We start from the raw sequence: 18,975 nt of genomic DNA on the forward strand, positions 1-18,975 counted from the left end.
GGAATGGTCCCCGGGCCCGCCCACGTTGTCCGTACGAGACAACTCTCGATAACTCTTATTCGCGCGCGCCCGTCCGAGGAGAGACCGTGACCGAGACCGCCAAGACTCCCGCCGACTTCTGGTTCGATCCGCTGTGTCCGTGGGCCTGGATGACCTCACGCTGGATGCTCGAGGTGGAAAAGGTCCGCCCGGTCGAGGTGCGCTGGCATGTGATGAGCCTCGCCGTGCTCAACGAGTCCAAGCTGGACGAGCTGCCCGAGCGCTACCAGGAGCTGATGAAGACCGCCTGGGGCCCGGTCCGGGTCTGCATAGCCGCCGAGCAGAAGCACGGCAGTGACGTCCTCGGCCCCCTCTACACCGCCCTCGGCACCCGCTTCCACAACCAGGGCCTGGAGAAGGACCGCGAGACGATCATCGCCGCCCTGGAGGAGGCCGGACTCCCCGCCGACCTCGCGGACGCGGCCGACTCCGACGCCTACGACACCGAGCTGCGCGCCTCCCACCAGGCGGGCATCGACCTGGTCGGCCAGGAAGTCGGCACCCCGGTGATCGCGGTCCCCGGCTCCGACGGCGAGCAGATCGCCTTCTTCGGCCCGGTCGTCACCCCCGCCCCCAAGGGCGACGCCGCCGCCCAGCTCTGGGACGGCACCCTGATGGTCGCCTCCATCCCCGGCTTCTACGAGATCAAGCGCACCCGCACGGTCGGCCCGATCTTCGACTGACCGCCCCCACCCCGATACGGCAGGGCCCCCGCGCGACTCGACCGCGCGGGGGCCCTGTTTTCCGCCTGCCCGTGAAGGCTGAGAAGACGATCACGTAAGCAGGAGGTCCATTACGGCGCGAGCAGCAGGTTGTGCGCGCGCTCCTTCGCCGCCGTGTAGCGGCGGGCGACATCCTGCCAGTTGACGACCTTCCACATGGCCTCGATGAAGTCCACCTTCTGGTTCTTGTACTGAAGGTAGAAGGCGTGCTCCCAGGCGTCGAAGACCAGGATCGGCACCGAGCCCTGCCCCACGTTCCCCTGGTGGTCGTACACCTGCTCCACCACCAGCCGCCCGCTCACCGGCTCGTACGCCAGCACTCCCCACCCCGACCCCTGGGTGGTCGCGGCCGCCTTGGACAGCTGCGCCTTGAACCGGTCGAACGACCCGAAGCTCTCGGCGATGCCATCGGCCAGCTCACCCACCCCGTCCCTCTCCAGCGGCTCACCACCACCGTCACCGGTCATGTTGTGCCAGTAGATGCTGTGCAGGATGTGGCCCGACAGATGGAAGGCCAGATTCTTCTCCAGCCCATTGATCGCCCCCCACTGATCCGTCTCCCGCGCCTCCGCGAGCTGCTCCAGCGTGTCGTTCGCGCCCTTGACGTATGTGGCGTGGTGCTTGTCGTGATGCAGCTCAATGATCTCGGGGCTGATGACCGGCGCCAGCGCCGAGTAGTCGTACGGAAGTTCAGGAAGCGTGTAGATGGCCATGCCAAGCCCTCCGGACCTTTATTGCACATCACTTGCAACTACACGCTAGCACCAATAGTCGTCCGGGTAAGCGAAAGGGCGGGGCGGTTCCCGATCGGGAGCCGCCCCGCCCTTCCGGCGAGTGGCGTCAGCGCTGTCGTGTCAGTGCCGCCCAGCAACCGCCTTCTGGCGCGCGTAGCCGATGGCCGCGAGTACCGCCGTCAGGCCGACCGTGAAGTAGAGCTGGGTGCTGGTGTCGTCCTCGCGGAGCATCAGCAGCAGGACGCCGAGGGTGGCGGCCAGGGCGGCGTAGGTCAGGTAGGGGAAGAGCCACATCTTGACGACCAGCTTCTCGGGCGCCTCGCGCTGGAGTCGGCGGCGCGTCACGAGCTGGGACGCGGCGATGAAGGCCCAGACGACGAGCACCGCGGCGCCGACCATGTTGAGGAGCCACTTGAAGATGCTGTCCGGCCACCAGTAGCTGAGCAGTACCGCGACGAAGCCGAAGAAGGACGAGGCGAGCACGGTGAGGCGGGGGACGCCGCCGGAGACGCGGCCGAGGAAGGCGGGGCCCTCGCCGCGGGTGACCAGGGAGTAGGACATGCGGGAGGCGCCGTAGATGTTGGCGTTCATCGCGGAGAGCAGGGCGACCAGGACGATGACGTTCATGATGTTGCCCGCGCCCGGGATGTCCAGGTGGTTGAGGACCGCGACGTACGGGCCGTCCGTGACGACCGACTTGTCGTTCCACGGTATGACCGTGACCACGACGAGCATCGAGCCGACGTAGAAGAGGGCGATGCGCCACATCGCGGTGCGCACCGCGCCCGCGACGCTCTTGACCGGGTTCTCGGACTCGGCCGCCGCGATCGTCACCGTCTCCAGGCCGCCGTAGGCGAAGACGGAGGCCAGCAGGCCGACGACCAGGCCGTCCGTACCGTTGGGCATGAAGCCGCCGTCGCCGGTGAGGTTGCTGCTGCCGGGGGAGTCGGTGCCGGGCAGGATGCCGAGGATGGCGAGGGCGCCCAGGATGAGGAAGAGGGAGATCGCGGCGATCTTCAGCGCGGCGAACCAGAACTCGAACTCGCCGAAGTTGCTGACGGCCGCGAGGTTGGTGCCGCAGAAGATCGCCATGAAGACGGCGACCCACATCCAGGAGTCGGTGCCCGGGAACCAGTGGACCATGATCCCGGCCGCGCCGATCGCCTCGGCGGCGATGCCCACGCACAGCAGTACCCAGAACATCCACCCGGCGGTGAACCCGGCCCACGGCCCGATGGCGCGTTCGGCGTGCACGGAGAACGAACCGGAGGCCGGGTTGGCCGCCGACATCTCGCCGAGCATCCGCATCACGAGCATCACGAGCAGGCCGGAGAGCGCGTACGCGAGGACGATCGAGGGCCCGGCGGCGGCGATTCCGGCGCCGGAGCCGACGAACAGTCCGGCGCCGATCACTCCGCCGAGGGCGATCATCGACAGATGGCGCTGCTTGAGGCCGTGCGAGAGCGGTCGCGAGGCGTCCGCGCCCGCGTCTGTCGCCGTGGTGCCGCTCTCCGGCGCCGAGGGCGCAGGTGTCGGGTTCATGACTGGTCTCTGTCCCTTGTGTGAGGGGCGGGCGGATGCAAAACGCCCCCAGTGTGAAGGTGTGCGTCCGATCAGGACAACATTGGCGTCAAAATTTTCTGGATATCGGACATCGTCGTCACGCTCCGTATCGCACCGATCTGCCCGAAGCCGCCAAGCCCGGGGCCCGGCCTTTGTGGTCATCCGATGGTGTCCGGCGCCGCCACGCCGGGTTACCGTCGCGTAGTCCACCCCCTCCTGACCTCGGAGTTCCGCTGATGAGCACTGTTTCCGCCGCCGCCCCGACCGGTACGGTCCTCGCCGACGCGGTGTTCCCCGCCCGGCGTGTTCTCGCCCGTGACGCCGCGCTCGTCGTGGGTGGCGCCGTGCTCACCGGACTCGCCGCGCAGATCGCGGTGCCGGTGCCCGGCTCGCCGGTTCCGGTGACGGGGCAGACGTTCGCCGCGCTGCTGGTGGGCACCTCGCTCGGGGCCCGCCGGGGCTTCCTGTCGCTCGCCCTGTACGCGCTGGCCGGGATGGCGGGCATGCCCTGGTTCGCCGAGGGCGACTCCGGCGCCGCCATGCCGTCCTTCGGCTATGTGCTGGGCATGCTGCTCGCCGCGACTGTGGTGGGCGCCCTGGCGCGGCGCGGGGGTGACCGGGGGGCGCTGCGCACCGCGGGCACGATGGCGGCCGGTTCCGCGATCATCTACGCGGTCGGCGTCCCCTACCTGGCGCTGGCCACGGACAGCTCGCTCGGCCAGGCGGTGGCCGCCGGTCTGGTCCCGTTCCTGGTCGGGGACGCGCTGAAGGCGGCGCTGGCCATGGGCGCGCTGCCGACCGCCTGGAAGCTGGTGGGCCGCCGCGGCTGAGCCGCGTCTCTCTTCTTGCGCGTCGGGCTCATACGCGTCGGGCTCATACGCGTTGGGCTCATACGCGTCGGGCGGGCTGGGGAAGACCAGCCCGCCCGACGCGTATCCGGCATCCAGGGGTTACGGGGCCACCGACTCCTTGGAGGAGTCCTCGGCCGGGGCGACCGTCTTGGGGCCGCCGATCCGGTCCCGTACCAGCGCGATGACCACCACCAGGGCCGCCGCCGCCGTGGACCACAGCACCTGGTCGCGTCCGTCGTCGTCGGTGAGCATGTAGAGCAGCACGAACGAGATCATCCCGATCGTCGCCCAGGTCAGATACGGGAAGCCCCACATCCGGACGACGAGCTTGTCCGGGTTCTCGCGCAGGATGATGCCGCGCATCCGCAGCTGGGTGAAGCAGATCACCAGCCAGACGAAGAGCGCGACCGCGCCGGAGGAGTTCAGCAGGAACTCGAAGACCGTGTCCGGCCACTGGTAGTTGAACCAGACCGCGACGAACCCGAAGACGACCGAGCCGAGGATCGCGGCCTGCGGCACACCGCGCGTGTTGGTCTTCGCGAACGAGGCCGGGGCGTCACCGCGCTGCCCGAGCGAGAAGGCCATCCGGGAGGCCGTGTAGAGGCCGGAGTTGAGGCAGGAGAGCACGGCGGTCAGCACGATGACGTTCATGACCTGACCGGCGTGCGGAATGCCGATCGATTCGAGCGCGGCGACGTAACTGCCGTCCTTGGCGATCGACTTGGAGTTCCAGGGCAGCAGGGTGACCACGACGAAGATCGAGCCCAGGTAGAAGACCGCGATACGCCAGATCACGCTGTTGGTGGCCTTGGAGACGGCCCGCTGCGGGTCCTCGGACTCACCGGCGGCCAGGGTGACGATCTCACTGCCCATGAAGGAGAAGACGACCAGCAGCACGCCGGTGAGGATCGCGCCCGGACCGTGGGGCAGGAAGCCGCTGTGGTCGGTCAGATGGTGCAGCCCCGCGCCCTCGTTCTCGGAGCCCGGCAGGAGGCCGAAGACCGCGAGCCCGCCGATGACGATGAAGGCGGCGATCGCGACGACCTTGATCCCGGCGAACCAGAATTCGAATTCACCGTAGGACGAGACCGACACCAGGTTGGCGGCGGTGAGCACGACCATCACGATCAGCGCCCAGCCCCACTGCGGTACGGCGGGCCACCACTCCTCCAGGATCTTGGCACCGGCGGTCGCCTCGACCGCCAGCACCACGACCCAGAAGAACCAGTAGAGCCAGCCGATCGAGAAGCCCGCCCAGCGGCCGAGCGCCCGGTCGGCATAGGCGGAGAAGGAACCGGACGTCGGGTTCGCGGCGGCCATCTCGCCCAGCATGCGCATCACGAGGACGACCATGAGGCCGACGAGTGCGTAGGAGACGAGAATGCCGGGTCCGGCCTTGGCGATACCGGCGCTGGAGCCGACGAACAGCCCGGCGCCGATCACCCCGCCAATCGCGATCATGGACAGATGGCGGTTCTTGAGTCCGGCCTTGAGACCGTCGGGGGACGTCCCTTGTTGTGCGCTCATATGGCTCGATCCTTAGCTTCCGGAATAGGAGCGACGCCAGTGAATCTCAGGAGAACCAACAGGTGAACCTTCGATTTCAAATTGTTACTTGAGGTTTCCATGAGGTTCCTTGGTGTTGCGGAGGAATCAACAGAGCGCCTACCCGGCGCGGCGGGAAAGACACGGCCATGCCACACTCAGGACATGCGCGTGTACCTCGGCTCAGATCATGCCGGATACGAACTGAAAAACCACCTGGTGGAGTGGCTTCGGGCGGGCGGTCATGACCCCGTCGACTGCGGCCCGCACATCTACGACGCCCAGGACGACTACCCGCCGTTCTGCCTGCGCGCCGCCGAGCGGACCGCCGCCGACGCCGACAGCCTCGGCATCGTGATCGGCGGCTCCGGCAACGGCGAGCAGATCGCGGCGAACAAGGTCAAGGGAGTACGCGCCGCACTGGCCTGGAGCGAGCAGACCGCCGCCCTCGCGCGCGAGCACAACGACGCCAACGTGATCAGCGTCGGCGGGCGCATGCACACCCGCGAAGAGGCGACCAAGTTCGTCGAGATCTTCCTGGGCACCCCGTACTCGGGCGAGGAGCGGCACAGCCGCCGCATCGCCATGCTCGCCGACTACGAGACCACCGGCGAACTGCCGCCTGTCCCGGCCCATCACCCCACCGGCGACTGATGCCCGAAGGGCACACGATCCACCGACTGGCCGCCGACCACCTCGACCGGTTCGGCGGCCGGCCCGTCCGTGCCACCAGCCCCCAGGGCAAGTTCGCCGACGGGGCGGCCCTCGTGGACGGCCAGGCGCTGGAGCACGCCGAGGCCCACGGCAAGCACCTCTTCCTGGACTTCGCGGCCACCGGCTGGGTCCACGTCCACCTCGGGCTCTTCGGCAAGTACACCTTCGGCCCGGCCCCCGCCCCGCCTGCCACCGAGACCGTGCGGCTGCGGCTGGTCGGCCCCGGTGGATACGCGGATCTGCGCGGGCCGACCGCCTGCGCCCTGATCACCGACCCCGAGAAGCAGACGATCCACGACCGGCTCGGCCCCGATCCGCTGCGCCCCGCCGACGACGGCGGCGACGCCTGGGCCCGGATCTCCCGCAGCCGGGTCAGCGTGGCCGCGCTGCTCCTGGACCAGAAGGTGGTCTCGGGCGTCGGCAACGTCTACCGCGCCGAGGTCCTCTTCCGGCACGGCATCGACCCGTACCGCCCGGGCCGCGGGCTGGCCCGCGCCGAATGGGACGCGATCTGGTCCGATCTCGCGGAGCTGATGCGCGAGGGCGTACGGAACAACCGGATCGACACGGTCCGCCCCGAGCACACCCCCGAGGCCATGGGCCGTCCGCCGCGCGTCGACGACCACGGCGGCGAGGTCTACGTCTACCGGCGGGCCGGGCAGCCCTGCCACGTCTGCGGCGGTGAGATCCGCACCGCCGGGCTCGCCGCCCGGAACCTGTTCTGGTGCCCCGGCTGCCAGCGGCGTTGAGGCCGCGGATGATCCGTCAGCGGTCGTCAAAGGAGCGTCGGAGGCTCATCCGCAGAACCGGGCGCCGGTCCAGCGCTCGCATTCGGTCAACTCCCGCCGGAGCGCGGATTTCTCCGGCGTATGGGGTACGACACCATGGGCGGGTACCAGCTTTCCGTACCAATCATCCCAAAAAGCCGGTCGAGCACCCTCGGCTCCGCGCTCATATCCCCATCCCCAGCAGCGGTTTCCCGTACGCACGAACGAATTTCGCTTACGATTGCCCCCCTGGCTGGGTGGTTCAACGCGCCACGAATCGACGCGCGTCCGAACGGGTGGGTAGGGTCCCGGTGCAATGACTGGCGGCGCGGACACTCCGATGGCCCGGATGCGCAAAGCTGTGCACCGGGCTCGCACAGGCGTGCGCAAAGCCGGAGTCGACTACTTCCGCGGCGAGGGCTCCGACCGGCTCGCCCTCGCCCTGCTGCTCCTCGCCGTCCCCGCCATCGCCTGCGGCACCATCGCCACACCCGACTGGTGCGCCCCCTCCGCCCTCGTCCTGCCGATCGTCGCGGGCGGACTGCTGCTGCGCCCCGCCAGCCTGCTCGCCCTGTACGCGGCCGCGGCCTCCGCCCTCATCGTGGAGTCCGCCGTCCTCGGCCCGTACACCGAGGAGGACACCTCCGCCCGGGTCACCCCCGGCACCATCCTCGTCGTCGCCGCCGTCGGCTTCTCCGGGCTGCTCATCGCCCAGTTCCGCAGCCGGGTCGGCGTGCCCTGGCGGCGCGGCGGCACCATGCTCTTCGACCTGCGCGAACGCATCCGCGTCCAGAGCAAGCTGCCCGCCCTGCCGCGCGGCTGGCACCGCGAGATGGCGCTGCGCCCGGCCGGCGGCCAGTCCTTCTCCGGCGACTTCGTGGTCGCCGCCCGCACCGGCAACGGCGGCCGCACGCTCGAAGTCGTCCTCACCGACGTCTCCGGCAAGGGCATGGACGCCGCCTCCCGCGCCCTGCTGCTCTCCGGCGCCTTCGGCGGCCTCCTCGGCTCGCTGCCCCCGCACGGCTTCCTCCCGGCCGCCAACGGCTATCTCCTGCGCCAGGACTGGGAAGAGGGCTTCGCGACCTCCGTCCACCTCGTACTCGACCTCGACAGCGGCGACTTCGAGCTGTTCTCCGCCGGTCATCTGCCCGCGCTCCAGCTCAGCGCGGGCACCGGCAAGTGGGAGGAGAAGTCCGCCGACGGCCCGCTGCTCGGCGTCTACGACGGCGCCCAGTTCGACCCCACCAAGGGCACCCTGCGCCCCGGGGACGTGCTGATGCTGTTCACCGACGGCCTCGTCGAGACCGCCGAACGCGACATCAGCGAGGGCATCGACCATCTGACGGGCGAGGCCGACCGCTACGTCTCCTCCGGCTTCCAGGGCGCGGCCTGGCACCTGATCGAGACGGTGGCGAAGGACGTCAACGACGACCGCGCGCTCCTGCTGATCTGCCGCCAGTAGGGCCGCTTACCGGGGGTTAACCCCACCCCCATACGGCGGCGACCGCCATGGCTCCGGGACACTCCCGCTCCCTACGTTCGTAGGACACCGGGCGAACTCCTGGAAAGGGCCACCACCATGCGGCTGCGCAAGCGGCGTACGACAGCGGCGCCCCCGGCACCGCACCCCGCCCCTGCCACCCACGCCATCGAACTCCAGGGCGTCCAGCGCCGCTACGGCCGCGGCGGCAACGCCGTACACGCGCTCCGCGGCATCGACCTCGCCCTCCCGCACGGCAGCTTCACCGCCGTCATGGGCCCGTCGGGCTCCGGCAAGTCGACGTTCCTCCAGTGCGCCGCCGGACTCGACCGGCCGACCGCCGGGTCCGTCCGGCTCGGCGGCACCGAGATCACCGGACTGAGCGAGAACAAGCTCACCACGCTGCGCCGCAGCCGCCTCGGCTTCGTCTTCCAGGCCTTCAACCTGCTCCCCTCCCTCACCGTCGAGCAGAACGTGCTGCTCCCGATGCGGCTCGCCGGTGCCCGCCCCGACCGTCACCGGGCCCACGAGGTGCTGGCCCGGGTCGGGCTGCACGAGCACGCCCGGCGCCGCCCGGGGCAGCTGTCCGGCGGGCAACAGCAGCGCGTGGCCATCGCCCGCGCCCTGGTCACCCGCCCCGACGTGGTCTTCGCCGACGAGCCGACCGGCGCCCTGGACACGGTCACCGCCGCCGAGGTGCTCGGGCTGCTGCGGCACGCGGTGGACGCGCTCGGCGCGACCGTGGTGATGGTCACGCACGACCCGGTGGCCGCGAGCTACGCCGACCGGGTGCTCTTCCTCGCGGACGGTTCGATCGCCGACCGGCTCACCCGCGCCCCGGCATCCGAGATCGCCGACCGGATGACCAGGCTCACCGCCCGCACCCCCGCCGGTCTCGCCGTCGTCCGGTGAGGGCCTTCACCAACGGACTGGCCCGCGCGTCCGTCCGCTTCAAGCCCGCCGCCTTCGCGGGCACCTTCGTCGCCCTGATGATGACCGCGATGATCGTGTCCGCCTGCGGCATCCTGCTGGAGACCGGTATACGGGCCTCCGTACCGCCCGAGCGTTACGCGAGTGCCCCGCTCGTCGTCGCCGCCGACCAGCGTGCGCACCACGTCGTCGGCCGCGGCGAGGACCGGGAGGACGAGTCCGAACCGGTCCCCGACCGGGCCCGGCTCGACGCCGCGCTCGTCACCACCGCCGCCCGCACCCCCGGAACGGCGGCCGCCGCACCCGATACGACCTTCCCGCTACGCGGCGCCTCGCACACCGCGCTGACCGGCCACGGCTGGGGCGCGGCCCCCTTCACGGGCGTGACGCTCGCCACCGGCACCCCGCCCCGGGCGGGCGACGTCGTGCTCGGCCGGCGAGCCGCCCGCGCGACGGGCACCGGCGTGGGCGGCCGTGTCACGGTGAGCGCCCCGGACGGCCCGCACACCTTCCGGGTGTCCGGCATCGCCCGGAGCGCGGCCGAGGACGGGCCCACGGCCTGGTTCACCGACGCCCGCGCCCGGGCCCTGTCCGGCCACCCCCGTACCGTCGACGCGATCCTCGTCCGCCCAGCCCCCGGCACCAGTACGGACCGCCTGGCCGCGCACCTGAAGGACGCGTACGGCACCACCGCGCGGGTGCACACCGGCGACGGTCGCGGCGCGGTCGAGGACCCCTCGATCGCGGGGGCCAGGGAACTGCTCACCGCCCTCGGCGGCTCCTTCGGCGGGATCGCCACCGCCGTCGCCGTCTTCACCGCCGCGGGCACCGTCGCCCTCTCCGTCGGCCAGCGCGCCCGCGAGGTCGCCCTGCTGCGCGCGATCGGCGCCACCCCGCGCCAGATCCGCCGCTCCATCGCCGTCGAAGCGCTGCTCGTCGCCCCGCTCGCGGGCGCCCTGGGCTGCCTGCCCGGCATCGCCCTCGCGCACTGGTGGTTCGGGCAGTTGGAGGACAAGGGCGCGATCCCCGCCCCCGTGGAGCTCTCGGTCTCCTGGATTCCGCTCGTCACCGCCGTCGGCGCGGGGCTGGGAACCTCGCTCCTGGCGGGATGGACGGCCGCCCGCCGCCCGGCGCGCATCACACCCGGCCAGGCGCTCGGCGAGGCGGCCGTCGAACGGCTGCGCCCCGGGGCGATCCGTACCGTGCTGGGCACGGCGGCCCTGGTCGGCGGCGTCGTGCTGGCCGGGATCGCCGCCTCGGCCTCCGGGGAGGAAGCGGCCGATACGGCGCTCGGGATCGTGATGCTCTTCATGCTGGCCGTGGCCCTGCTCGGCCCGCTGGTCGCCCGGCTGTGCGCCTGGCTGATCGGGCTGCCACTGCGCGCGGGCGCGGCCCCGGCCGTCCTGGCATCGGCCAACACCCTGGCCAACTCCCGCAGGCTGGCCTCGGCGATCACCCCGATCGTGCTGGCGATGGCGTTCTCCTCGACGCTCGTGTTCCTGCACACCAGCGAGGACCACGCCATGGCCGCCCAGCGGCGCGCCGGGATCGTCGCCGACCACGTCGTCTCCGCCCCCGGCGGTCTCCCGGACGGCACGGCCGACCGCGCCGCCTCCGTACCGGGCGTGGCGGCCGCGGTGGGCGTGCTGCGTACCGGGGTGCTCGTGCCGGTGGGCTCCGGGCTGGAGGGCGCGACGGCCCAGGGCGTCTCCGGCACCGGCCGCGCGCTGGCGGCCGTACAGGACCTGGACGTCCGCACCGGCCGCCTGGCGGACCTGGGGCCGGGCCGGGTGGCGGTCGACACGAGCCTCGCGAAATCCGCGCACGTCCGCCTGGGCGACCGGCTCCGGCTCCGCCTCCCCGACGGCACCACGGCCGCGCCCGAGGTGGTCGCGACATACGGCCGGGGCCTGGGCCTCGCCCGGATCACCCTGCCCCGCGCGGCCCTGGCGGCCCACGTCACCTCGGCCTTCGACGGCGACGTGCTGGTACGGGACGACCCGGACGCGGACCGCGGGACGGTCGCGGCGGCGCTCGGGAAGCGGCTCGGTGAGCGGGTCACCGGCCGGGACGGCTACGCGGCCGCCCAGGACCGGGACCGCGCGCTGAACGCCTGGTCGAACACCACCATGGCCGCGGTGCTCGGCGGGTTCGCCGCGGTCGCCGCCGTCAACACCCTGGTGATGACGGTCCTCGACCGCCGCCGGGAGCTGGGCACCCTGCGCCTGATCGGATCGACCCGGCGGCAGGTGCTGGGGATGGTGCGCTGGGAGGCGCTGCTCGTGGCCACGGCCGGTGTCGTGCTGGGCACGGCGATCGCCCTGGCCACGCTCGTACCGATGGCGCGCGGGCTGACCGGAGAGGGTCCGTACCTGCCGCCGCTGACCTACGCCGGGTTCGTGGGCGCGGCCGTGGCGCTCGGGCTCGCGGCGACCGCCCTGCCCGCCCGGGCGGCGCTGCGCCGGGAGACGCCCGCGGGGGAGTGACCGGAAGGGACGAGCGGGCAGCAGGGGTGAGCGGGCAGCGAAAAGGGCCGGGACCGTGCGTACACGGTCCCGGCCCCTCGATCGTGAAAGCCGTCAGGCGGCCGTACGGTGACGGGCCTGCTCGTTGGGGTCCTTGCGGAAGGCCCACGCCATCTTCGGCTCCATCGCGAAGCGGAAGGCGCGCTGCACCGGCGGGGTGCACAGCACGGTGATGACACTGGCGGCGACGATGGTGACGGTGATCTCACCCAGCGGCTTGTGCAGCCAGGCGATGTCGAACCAGCCCCAGAAGCGGGAGCCCTTGGCGAGGAAGCCGTGCAGCAGGTAGCCGTACAGCGTTCCGGCGCCCAGCACGGTGAACCACATGTGCCGGCGGGGCACCCAGGCGAAGAAGCACGCCACGAGGACCATCGAGCAGCCGAACATGGCCAGGGTCATCACGGGGCCGGTCCACGCCGGGGCGTGCAGCTCCTGGACGCTGTCACGGTGGTAGAACCAGGCCGAGTTCATCCGGGGCGCCGCCCAGTAGGCGAACAGCAGGGCACCGGCGAAGATCGGCACGGACGCGATCCGCATCCTGCGGCCCCGCATCATCTGGAAGTGCTCGGGCTTCATGCACAGGCCGATGACGAAGAACGGCAGGAACTGCAGGACCCGCTGGAGGTCGAGGTCGTCGCCGATGTCGGGCGAGACGGACGCCAGGGTGGCGACCGCCAGCGACAGCGGGACCGGCCAGCGCACCAGCTTCCAGATCGGCGTCGTCAGCCGCCACACGAACAGGGCGACCAGGAACCAGGTCAGGTACCAGGGGTCGAGCAGGCTGATCGGGTGGCTCGGGTCGTCGTCGGCCCAGCGCTTGAAGAAGCTGTACGCGACCTCGAAGAGCACATAGGGCACCGCGACCCCGGTGATGAGCCTCTTGAGCCGGTCGGGCCGCATGTCGAAACTGCGCGAGAAGAAGCCGGAGATGATGATGAAGGCCGGCATGTGGAAGGTGTACACCGTCATGTACAGGGCTTCCGCGGTGCGGCTCGTATCGGTGAGCGGCTCCCACGAGTGGGCCATCGCGACCAGGACGATCGCGAGGTACTTGGCGTTGTCGAAGAACGCGTCCCGCTGCTTCGGCTTCTGCCCGGCAGGGGCACTGGCGGCGGGCGTAGTCGCCTGACGCCCTGCTTCTTCGCGCTGCGGCGTGGGGGGCGCCGCAGCCTCGGCCTCCCGGGCCGGGGGGAGCGGGGACCGCTGGGAACCGTGCGGGCGCAGGGAGTTGGTCACAGGCCCTCCCACCAGGAGCTGGGGGAGAGCACCCGGGACCGCACTGCGCGTGGGGGAGAGATGGCAGCGTGGAACATCTGAGGCACGATAGCGCCGAAACCTCTATTGCGTAAAACCTCGCCCTGCTCTTCCCCGGTAATACGGTTCACACTCCGGCCGATAGCCGACCGTTATCAAGTCGACATAGCGATCCGGCTGTTCGATATGGGGACCAAGGGCGCCCGTTCTGTCGGGTTTCATCCACCTTAAATGGTGCATATGCCCCTCAGGCGTCTCCAGTGAAATGTCTGATTCATGGAAATCGGAATTCCCTTCCGGGTTATGGGATCAGGTCGAAAATTGATCCACGGAATTGTGGGGAGCGTCACCCGTGTCCGTCCGTGTAAGGCATTCCCGGCGGGGTACCGAGTGGGTGGGTGTGGTGTGTACCGACGCAGGTGGTCGCCCCACCCTGCTGCTGTGGAGCGGCAGTTGATGGCACGATGGTTGTCAGCGGGGGTGTGCGAGGTCGCGTGCTTCCGGGGCCGGGTGAAGACATGAGCGACCGAGGAAGCGTGATCAGCTGTGGTCATTTCCCTGTCATTGGTGGTGCTGGTGGGGATCATCCTCGTACTGATGATCCGTGCCGGGAAGATGAAGCCGGGGCCGGCGCTCGTCGCCGCTCTCTTCGGCTTCCTGCTGGCCTCTTCCGATCTGGCGCCGAACATCCAGGACTTTTTGGACTCCGTCGCCAGCTCCATCGGCGACGTCAACCTCTGATCGAGCGCTGATCGACCGCTGACCGGCTGGTCCGCAAACGCCGAAGGCCCGGCCCCGGGGAGATCCTCGGGGCCGGGCCTTCGTACGTCGTGGAGCGGGCGACGGGAATCGAACCCGCGTAGCCAGTTTGGAAGACTGGGGCTCTACCATTGAGCTACGCCCGCACGCACCGCGCGTGACCAAGGTGTGATCACCTGTGGCCGCGGTACGGAAAGCATCGTAGCGGGTCCGGGGCCTCTCCCGCACACCCTTGCCCACCGGTGGAATATCGGGGGGCCGGGCCGTCCGCGGCCATGTACCCTACGTGTCGCACCGACGGGGTGTGGCGCAGCTTGGTAGCGCGTCCGCTTTGGGAGCGGAAGGTCGTCGGTTCGAATCCGGCCACCCCGACCATCCACAGGCGTCAAGATCGCATTGTGGGCCGCGTCATGCTTGCGGTTACTATGCAAGCTGCGCGTCTGTGTCTTTCTTTACCGGGCGCGATCCGCTGCGAAGCATCAGTGCGAGGCAGCAGAACACCACACGTCAGCCCCAAGGAGACCGAACCGTGAAGAGCGCCGTGGAGAACCTGAACCCGACCCGGGTTCGGCTCACTGTCGAGGTGCCCTTCGAGGAGCTCAAGCCCAGCCTCGACGCGGCGTACAAGAAGATCAACCAGCAGGTCACGGTGCCAGGCTTCCGTAAGGGCAAGATCCCGGCCCGGATCATCGACCAGCGTTTCGGCCGCGGCGCGGTGCTGGAGGAGGCCGTCAACGACGCCCTCCCGAAGTTCTACACCGAGGCGGTCAACGAGGGTGAGCTGAACCCGCTCGGCCAGCCCGAGGTCGACATCACCGAGCTCAAGGACAACGAGCTGCTCACGTTCACCGCCGAGGTGGACATCCGCCCGACGATCGAGATCCCGGACTACTCCGGCATCGAGGTCACCGTCGACTCGATCGAGGTCTCGGACGAGGACATCGACAAGTCGGTCGAGCAGCTGCGTGACCGCTTCGCCACCACCAGCCCCGTCGAGCGCGCCGCCGCCGAGGGCGACATCGTGGTGATCGACCTGGAGGCCAAGGTCGACGGCGAGGTGCTGGAGGACGGTGTCGCCGAGGGCGTCACCTACACCATCGGCTCCGGTGAGCTGCTCGACGGCATCGACGAGGCCGTGACCGGCCTGGAGGCCGGTGGCACCGCCACCTTCGCCTCCGACCTCAAGGGCGGCTCCGCGCAGGGCAAGGAGGCCGAGGTCTCCGTCAAGGTCACCGAGGTCAAGGCCCGTGAGCTGCCCGAGCTGGACGACGACTTCGCCCAGCTGGCCAGTGAGTTCGACACCCTCGAGGAGCTGCGCGGCGACAGCCGCAAGCGCCTGGAGCAGTCGAAGAAGTACGACCAGGCCACCCAGGCCCAGGAGAAGGTGCTGGACGCCCTCCTGGAGCTGGTCGAGGTGCCGATCCCCGAGAAGCTGCTCGAGGACGAGCTCCAGACCCGGAAGCACAACCTGGAGCACCACCAGCTCGGCCAGATGGGCCTGAACCTGGAGTCCTACCTGGAGCTTCAGGGCAAGTCCGCCGAGGAGTTCGACGCCGAGCTCAAGGAGCAGGCCGAGAAGGGCATCCGGACCCAGTTCGTCCTCGACGAGCTGGTCAACAAGGAGCAGCTGTCCGTCGGTCAGGAAGAGCTCACCGAGCACCTGATGCGCCGTGCGCAGTCCTCCGGCATGAGCCCGGACCAGTTCGCCCAGCAGGTCGTCGAGGGTGGCCAGGTGCCGATGCTCGTCGGTGAGGTCGCCCGTGGCAAGGCGCTCGCCGTCGTGGTCGAGGCCGCCAAGGTCGTGGACGACAAGGGCGAGACCGTCGACCTGGACGACGAGGACGAGACCGCCGAGACGGTCGAGGCCGCCGCCGAGGGCACCGAGGCAGTGGAGGCGGACGAGAAGACCGCCGACGCCGCCACCGAGGCCGCTCCCGAGCAGGAGAAGGGCCAGGAGAAGGCCGAGGGCTGACCCTCGCCGCTCCACAGCCCGTACGAACGGGCCCGAACGTCTGCGCGCGTCCGGGCCCGTTCGTGTTCCGCGAAGTCCGCGGCGCCGGTGGACCTGCGCTCAGAGCGAACAGTTCCTGATGCGGGATGGCGCCCGCCGACCAGCGCGTTAGGGTCCGTAGATACGAGGGCAGGGAGTCTCGCAGGCCCGCCGGATCGCACCGGCCGGCCCGTCCCGAGCCCAGAAGAAGACGCTGAGACGGCCAGTCGCCGTCAGAGACGAGCAGGTGGATACGTGACGAATACGATGCCTTCCGCCGCCGGCGAGCCGACCGGCGGTGGCCTCGGCGACCAGGTCTACAACCGGCTGCTCGGTGAGCGGATCATCTTCCTCGGCCAGCAGGTCGACGACGAAATCGCCAACAAGATCACCGCGCAGCTGCTCCTGCTCGCCGCGGACCCGGACAAGGACATCAACCTCTACATCAACTCTCCGGGTGGCTCGATCTCGGCGGGCATGGCGATCTACGACACCATGCAGTTCATTCCGAACGACGTCGTCACCATCGCGATGGGCCTCGCCGCCTCGATGGGGCAGTTCCTGCTGAGCGCGGGCACCCCCGGCAAGCGGTTCGCGCTGCCGAACGCCGAGATCCTGATCCACCAGCCGTCCGCGGGTCTGGCCGGTTCGGCCTCGGACATCAAGATCCACGCCGAGCGGCTGCTGCACACCAAGAAGCGGATGGCCGAGCTGACCGCGTTCCACACCGGTCAGACCGTCGAGCAGATCACCCGCGACTCCGACCGCGACCGCTGGTTCTCCGCCGAGGAGGCCAAGGCGTACGGCCTGGTCGACGACGTCATGGCCTCGGCCTCTGGCGTTCCGGGCGGGGGCGGCACCGGGGCCTGAGCCCCGCCGTCCCGATAGCCGACCTCCAGCCCTTTGATCGCCACAGGATGGTGAACACCCAGATGAACAACATTCCCGGCAGCGGCCTCTACGACGGCCCGATGGCCGAATCGCGCTATGTCGTCCCGCGCTTCGTCGAGCGCACCTCCCAGGGTGTCCGGGAGTACGACCCGTATGCGAAGCTCTTCGAAGAGCGCGTGATCTTCCTGGGCGTCCAGATCGACGACGCCTCGGCCAACGACGTCATGGCGCAGCTCCTGTGCCTGGAGTCGATGGACCCGGACCGCGACATCTCGGTCTACATCAACTCGCCCGGCGGCTCGTTCACCGCGCTGACCGCCATTTACGACACGATGCAGTTCGTCAAGCCCGATATTCAGACGGTCTGCATGGGCCAGGCGGCGTCCGCCGCGGCCGTGCTGCTCGCCGCCGGTACCCCCGGCAAGCGGATGGCACTGCCCAATGCCCGTATCCTGATCCACCAGCCGTACAGCGAGACCGGCCGGGGCCAGGTCTCCGACCTGGAGATCGCGGCCAACGAGATCCTGCGGATGCGGGCGCAGCTGGAGGAGATGCTGGCCAAGCACTCCACCACGCCGATCGAGAAGATTCGCGACGACATCGAGCGGGACAAGATCCTGACCGCCGAGGAGTCGCTGGAGTACGGTCTGGTCGACCAGATCGTCTCGACTCGTAAGACCTCGGTCGGCCTGGGCTGAAGCCAGGGCGACCCGGCGCCCCTTGGACCAGTTAGGTCCAAGGGGGGCCCGAACCGGGGGCCCGGCAAGGTACCGTCATAGAGGGCTGGGGGCCGGCCCCGGAAACAACAGGCGGAAAGCTCGCAGCGCAAGCACCCGGTTCCGCGGAGCAAAAGCGGTTCCAAGGCGAAGGGGAAGCACCTCGTGGCACGCATCGGTGACGGCGGCGACCTGCTCAAGTGCTCGTTCTGCGGGAAGAGCCAGAAGCAGGTGAAGAAGCTCATCGCGGGCCCTGGTGTGTACATCTGCGATGAGTGCATCGATCTCTGCAACGAGATCATCGAGGAAGAGCTGGCCGAGACATCGGAAGTGCGGTGGGAGGAACTCCCCAAGCCGCGTGAGATCTCCGAGTTCCTCGAGGGCTATGTGGTCGGCCAGGAGGCCGCCAAGAAGGCCCTGTCCGTCGCGGTGTACAACCACTACAAGCGGGTCCAGGCCGGTGAGAACGGCAGCCACAGCAAGGACGACGGCATCGAGTTGGCGAAGTCCAACATCCTGCTGCTCGGTCCGACGGGCTCCGGGAAGACCCTGCTCGCGCAGACTCTCGCCCGGATGCTCAACGTTCCCTTCGCCATCGCCGACGCCACCGCGCTCACCGAGGCGGGCTACGTCGGCGAGGACGTGGAGAACATCCTCCTCAAGCTGATCCAGGCCGCCGACTACGACGTCAAAAAGGCCGAGACGGGCATCATCTACATCGATGAGATCGACAAGGTGGCCCGCAAGAGCGAGAACCCCTCGATCACCCGTGACGTCTCCGGCGAGGGCGTGCAGCAGGCGCTGCTGAAGATCCTTGAGGGCACCACCGCCTCCGTTCCGCCGCAGGGCGGCCGGAAGCACCCGCACCAGGAATTCATCCAGATCGACACGACGAACGTGCTGTTCATCGTGGGCGGTGCCTTCGCCGGTCTGGAGAAGATCATCGAGTCGCGGGCCGGTGCCAAGGGCATCGGCTTCGGCGCCACGATCCGCTCCAAGCGCGAGATCGAGGCGAGCGACCAGTTCCAGGAGGTCATGCCGGAGGACCTGGTGAAGTTCGGGATGATCCCGGAGTTCATCGGCCGCCTCCCCGTCATCACCTCCGTGCACAACCTCGACCGCGAGGCGCTGCTGCAGATCCTGGTCGAGCCGCGGAACGCGCTCGTCAAGCAGTACCAGCGGCTGTTCGAACTCGACGGTGTGGAGCTGGACTTCGACCGTCCGGCCCTGGAGGCCATCGCCGACCAGGCGATCCTGCGCGGCACGGGCGCGCGGGGCTTGCGCGCCATCATCGAAGAGGTCCTGATGTCGGCGATGTACGAGGTGCCGTCCCGCAAGGACGTGGCCCGCGTCGTCATCACCGAGGACGTCGTCCACTCGAACGTCAACCCGACGCTGGTGCCCCGCTCGCGCGGCACCGAGCCGGGTGAACGGCACGAGAAGAGCGCGTGAGCGCCGCGTAGAGCGCATACGAAGAGGGCCCCGGTCTCCCGGG

At 69.7% G+C, this 18,975-nt stretch carries 16 protein-coding genes and 2 tRNA genes; 13 read left to right on the forward strand and 5 right to left on the reverse strand.

Features of this window, described 5'->3' with window-relative positions; genetic code table 11:
• Positions 1–86 precede the first annotated feature (86 nt).
• Complete coding sequence (locus ABZ370_RS07155; protein ID WP_358617646.1) at positions 87–722, forward strand: DsbA family protein; 636 nt, start codon at positions 87–89, stop codon at positions 720–722.
• Between the two features lie 110 nt (positions 723–832).
• Here the strand turns inward: ABZ370_RS07155 and ABZ370_RS07160 are convergent, their stop codons facing one another.
• Together ABZ370_RS07160 and ABZ370_RS07165 are read right to left on the reverse strand one after the other, a co-directional pair.
• On the reverse strand, positions 833–1,474 hold the full coding sequence (locus tag ABZ370_RS07160; protein ID WP_358617648.1) for a superoxide dismutase: 642 nt from the start codon (positions 1,472–1,474) through the stop codon (positions 833–835).
• A 141-nt stretch (positions 1,475–1,615) separates the two neighbouring features.
• Complete coding sequence (locus ABZ370_RS07165) at positions 1,616–3,037, reverse strand: amino acid permease (RefSeq protein ID WP_358617651.1); 1,422 nt, start codon at positions 3,035–3,037, stop codon at positions 1,616–1,618.
• 257 nt (positions 3,038–3,294) lie between these two features.
• Between ABZ370_RS07165 and ABZ370_RS07170 the strand changes: the two genes are divergently transcribed.
• Positions 3,295–3,888 carry a biotin transporter BioY gene (locus tag ABZ370_RS07170; protein ID WP_358617654.1) on the forward strand — a complete coding sequence of 198 codons (594 nt, stop codon included), beginning with the start codon at positions 3,295–3,297 and terminating at the stop codon, positions 3,886–3,888.
• A gap of 120 nt (positions 3,889–4,008) precedes the next feature.
• Here the strand turns inward: ABZ370_RS07170 and ABZ370_RS07175 are convergent, their stop codons facing one another.
• Complete coding sequence (locus ABZ370_RS07175) at positions 4,009–5,436, reverse strand: amino acid permease (protein ID WP_358617656.1); 1,428 nt, start codon at positions 5,434–5,436, stop codon at positions 4,009–4,011.
• 183 nt (positions 5,437–5,619) lie between these two features.
• Here ABZ370_RS07175 and ABZ370_RS07180 point away from each other — a divergent pair, with 183 nt between their 5' ends.
• The 5 genes from ABZ370_RS07180 (at position 5,620) to ABZ370_RS07200 (ending at position 11,831) form a co-directional block, all read left to right on the forward strand.
• Entirely contained in the window at positions 5,620–6,108 is a 489-nt protein-coding gene (locus ABZ370_RS07180) for a ribose-5-phosphate isomerase (RefSeq protein ID WP_358617658.1), read from the forward strand.
• Positions 6,108–6,917, forward strand: coding sequence for a DNA-formamidopyrimidine glycosylase family protein (locus ABZ370_RS07185; RefSeq protein WP_358617661.1), 810 nt, complete (start codon positions 6,108–6,110; stop codon positions 6,915–6,917). Before ABZ370_RS07180 ends, ABZ370_RS07185 begins: the two co-directional genes overlap by 1 nt.
• A 334-nt stretch (positions 6,918–7,251) precedes the next feature.
• Complete coding sequence (locus ABZ370_RS07190) at positions 7,252–8,397, forward strand: PP2C family protein-serine/threonine phosphatase (protein WP_358617663.1); 1,146 nt, start codon at positions 7,252–7,254, stop codon at positions 8,395–8,397.
• 117 nt (positions 8,398–8,514) lie between these two features.
• Positions 8,515–9,327, forward strand: a complete 813-nt coding sequence (locus ABZ370_RS07195) for an ABC transporter ATP-binding protein (RefSeq protein ID WP_358617665.1) — start codon at positions 8,515–8,517, stop codon at positions 9,325–9,327.
• The gene (locus tag ABZ370_RS07200; protein ID WP_358617668.1) at positions 9,324–11,831 is read left to right on the forward strand and encodes an FtsX-like permease family protein; all 2,508 of its coding nucleotides are present in this window, start codon (positions 9,324–9,326) and stop codon (positions 11,829–11,831) included. The genes ABZ370_RS07195 and ABZ370_RS07200 overlap by 4 nt, the downstream gene beginning before the upstream one ends.
• A gap of 93 nt (positions 11,832–11,924) precedes the next feature.
• On the opposite strand, the gene ABZ370_RS07205 is transcribed toward ABZ370_RS07200, so the two are convergent.
• Entirely contained in the window at positions 11,925–13,106 is a 1,182-nt protein-coding gene (locus ABZ370_RS07205) for an acyltransferase family protein (RefSeq protein ID WP_358617670.1), read from the reverse strand.
• A gap of 564 nt (positions 13,107–13,670) precedes the next feature.
• Between ABZ370_RS07205 and ABZ370_RS07210 the strand changes: the two genes are divergently transcribed.
• Entirely contained in the window at positions 13,671–13,865 is a 195-nt protein-coding gene (locus ABZ370_RS07210) for a hypothetical protein (RefSeq protein ID WP_358617673.1), read from the forward strand.
• Positions 13,866–13,955: 90 nt separating this feature from the next.
• Here ABZ370_RS07210 and ABZ370_RS07215 read toward each other — a convergent pair.
• Positions 13,956–14,029: transfer RNA gene (locus ABZ370_RS07215), tRNA-Gly, on the reverse strand.
• A gap of 152 nt (positions 14,030–14,181) precedes the next feature.
• Here ABZ370_RS07215 and ABZ370_RS07220 point away from each other — a divergent pair.
• From ABZ370_RS07220 to clpX, 5 genes are all read left to right on the forward strand, one after another.
• Positions 14,182–14,258: transfer RNA gene (locus ABZ370_RS07220), tRNA-Pro, on the forward strand.
• Between the two features lie 154 nt (positions 14,259–14,412).
• Entirely contained in the window at positions 14,413–15,855 is a 1,443-nt protein-coding gene (gene tig / locus ABZ370_RS07225) for a trigger factor (RefSeq protein ID WP_358617675.1), read from the forward strand.
• A gap of 273 nt (positions 15,856–16,128) precedes the next feature.
• Complete coding sequence (locus tag ABZ370_RS07230) at positions 16,129–16,743, forward strand: ATP-dependent Clp protease proteolytic subunit (protein ID WP_358617678.1); 615 nt, start codon at positions 16,129–16,131, stop codon at positions 16,741–16,743.
• A gap of 62 nt (positions 16,744–16,805) precedes the next feature.
• Positions 16,806–17,462 carry an ATP-dependent Clp protease proteolytic subunit gene (locus ABZ370_RS07235; protein WP_358617680.1) on the forward strand — a complete coding sequence of 219 codons (657 nt, stop codon included), beginning with the start codon at positions 16,806–16,808 and terminating at the stop codon, positions 17,460–17,462.
• 183 nt (positions 17,463–17,645) lie between these two features.
• Positions 17,646–18,932 (forward strand): ATP-dependent Clp protease ATP-binding subunit ClpX, encoded by a 1,287-nt coding sequence (clpX, locus tag ABZ370_RS07240; RefSeq protein WP_358617682.1) that lies wholly within the window; start codon positions 17,646–17,648, stop codon positions 18,930–18,932.
• The last annotated feature ends 43 nt before the right edge of the window (positions 18,933–18,975 follow it).

The organism is Streptomyces sp. NPDC005962 (genome assembly GCF_040629205.1).
Classification (GTDB): domain Bacteria; phylum Actinomycetota; class Actinomycetes; order Streptomycetales; family Streptomycetaceae; genus Streptomyces.

Excerpts from the sequence above, each read along its gene's own strand:
- ABZ370_RS07160 (WP_358617648.1), bottom strand. The coding sequence starts at position 1,474 with ATGGCCATCTACACGCTTCCTGAACTTCCGTACGACTACTCGGCGCTG.
- ABZ370_RS07165 (WP_358617651.1), bottom strand. The coding sequence starts at position 3,037 with ATGAACCCGACACCTGCGCCCTCGGCGCCGGAGAGCGGCACCACGGCG.
- ABZ370_RS07170 (WP_358617654.1), top strand. The coding sequence starts at position 3,295 with ATGAGCACTGTTTCCGCCGCCGCCCCGACCGGTACGGTCCTCGCCGAC.
- ABZ370_RS07175 (WP_358617656.1), bottom strand. The coding sequence starts at position 5,436 with ATGAGCGCACAACAAGGGACGTCCCCCGACGGTCTCAAGGCCGGACTC.
- ABZ370_RS07180 (WP_358617658.1), top strand. The coding sequence starts at position 5,620 with ATGCGCGTGTACCTCGGCTCAGATCATGCCGGATACGAACTGAAAAAC.
- ABZ370_RS07185 (WP_358617661.1), top strand. The coding sequence starts at position 6,108 with ATGCCCGAAGGGCACACGATCCACCGACTGGCCGCCGACCACCTCGAC.
- ABZ370_RS07190 (WP_358617663.1), top strand. The coding sequence starts at position 7,252 with ATGACTGGCGGCGCGGACACTCCGATGGCCCGGATGCGCAAAGCTGTG.
- ABZ370_RS07195 (WP_358617665.1), top strand. The coding sequence starts at position 8,515 with ATGCGGCTGCGCAAGCGGCGTACGACAGCGGCGCCCCCGGCACCGCAC.
- ABZ370_RS07235 (WP_358617680.1), top strand. The coding sequence starts at position 16,806 with ATGAACAACATTCCCGGCAGCGGCCTCTACGACGGCCCGATGGCCGAA.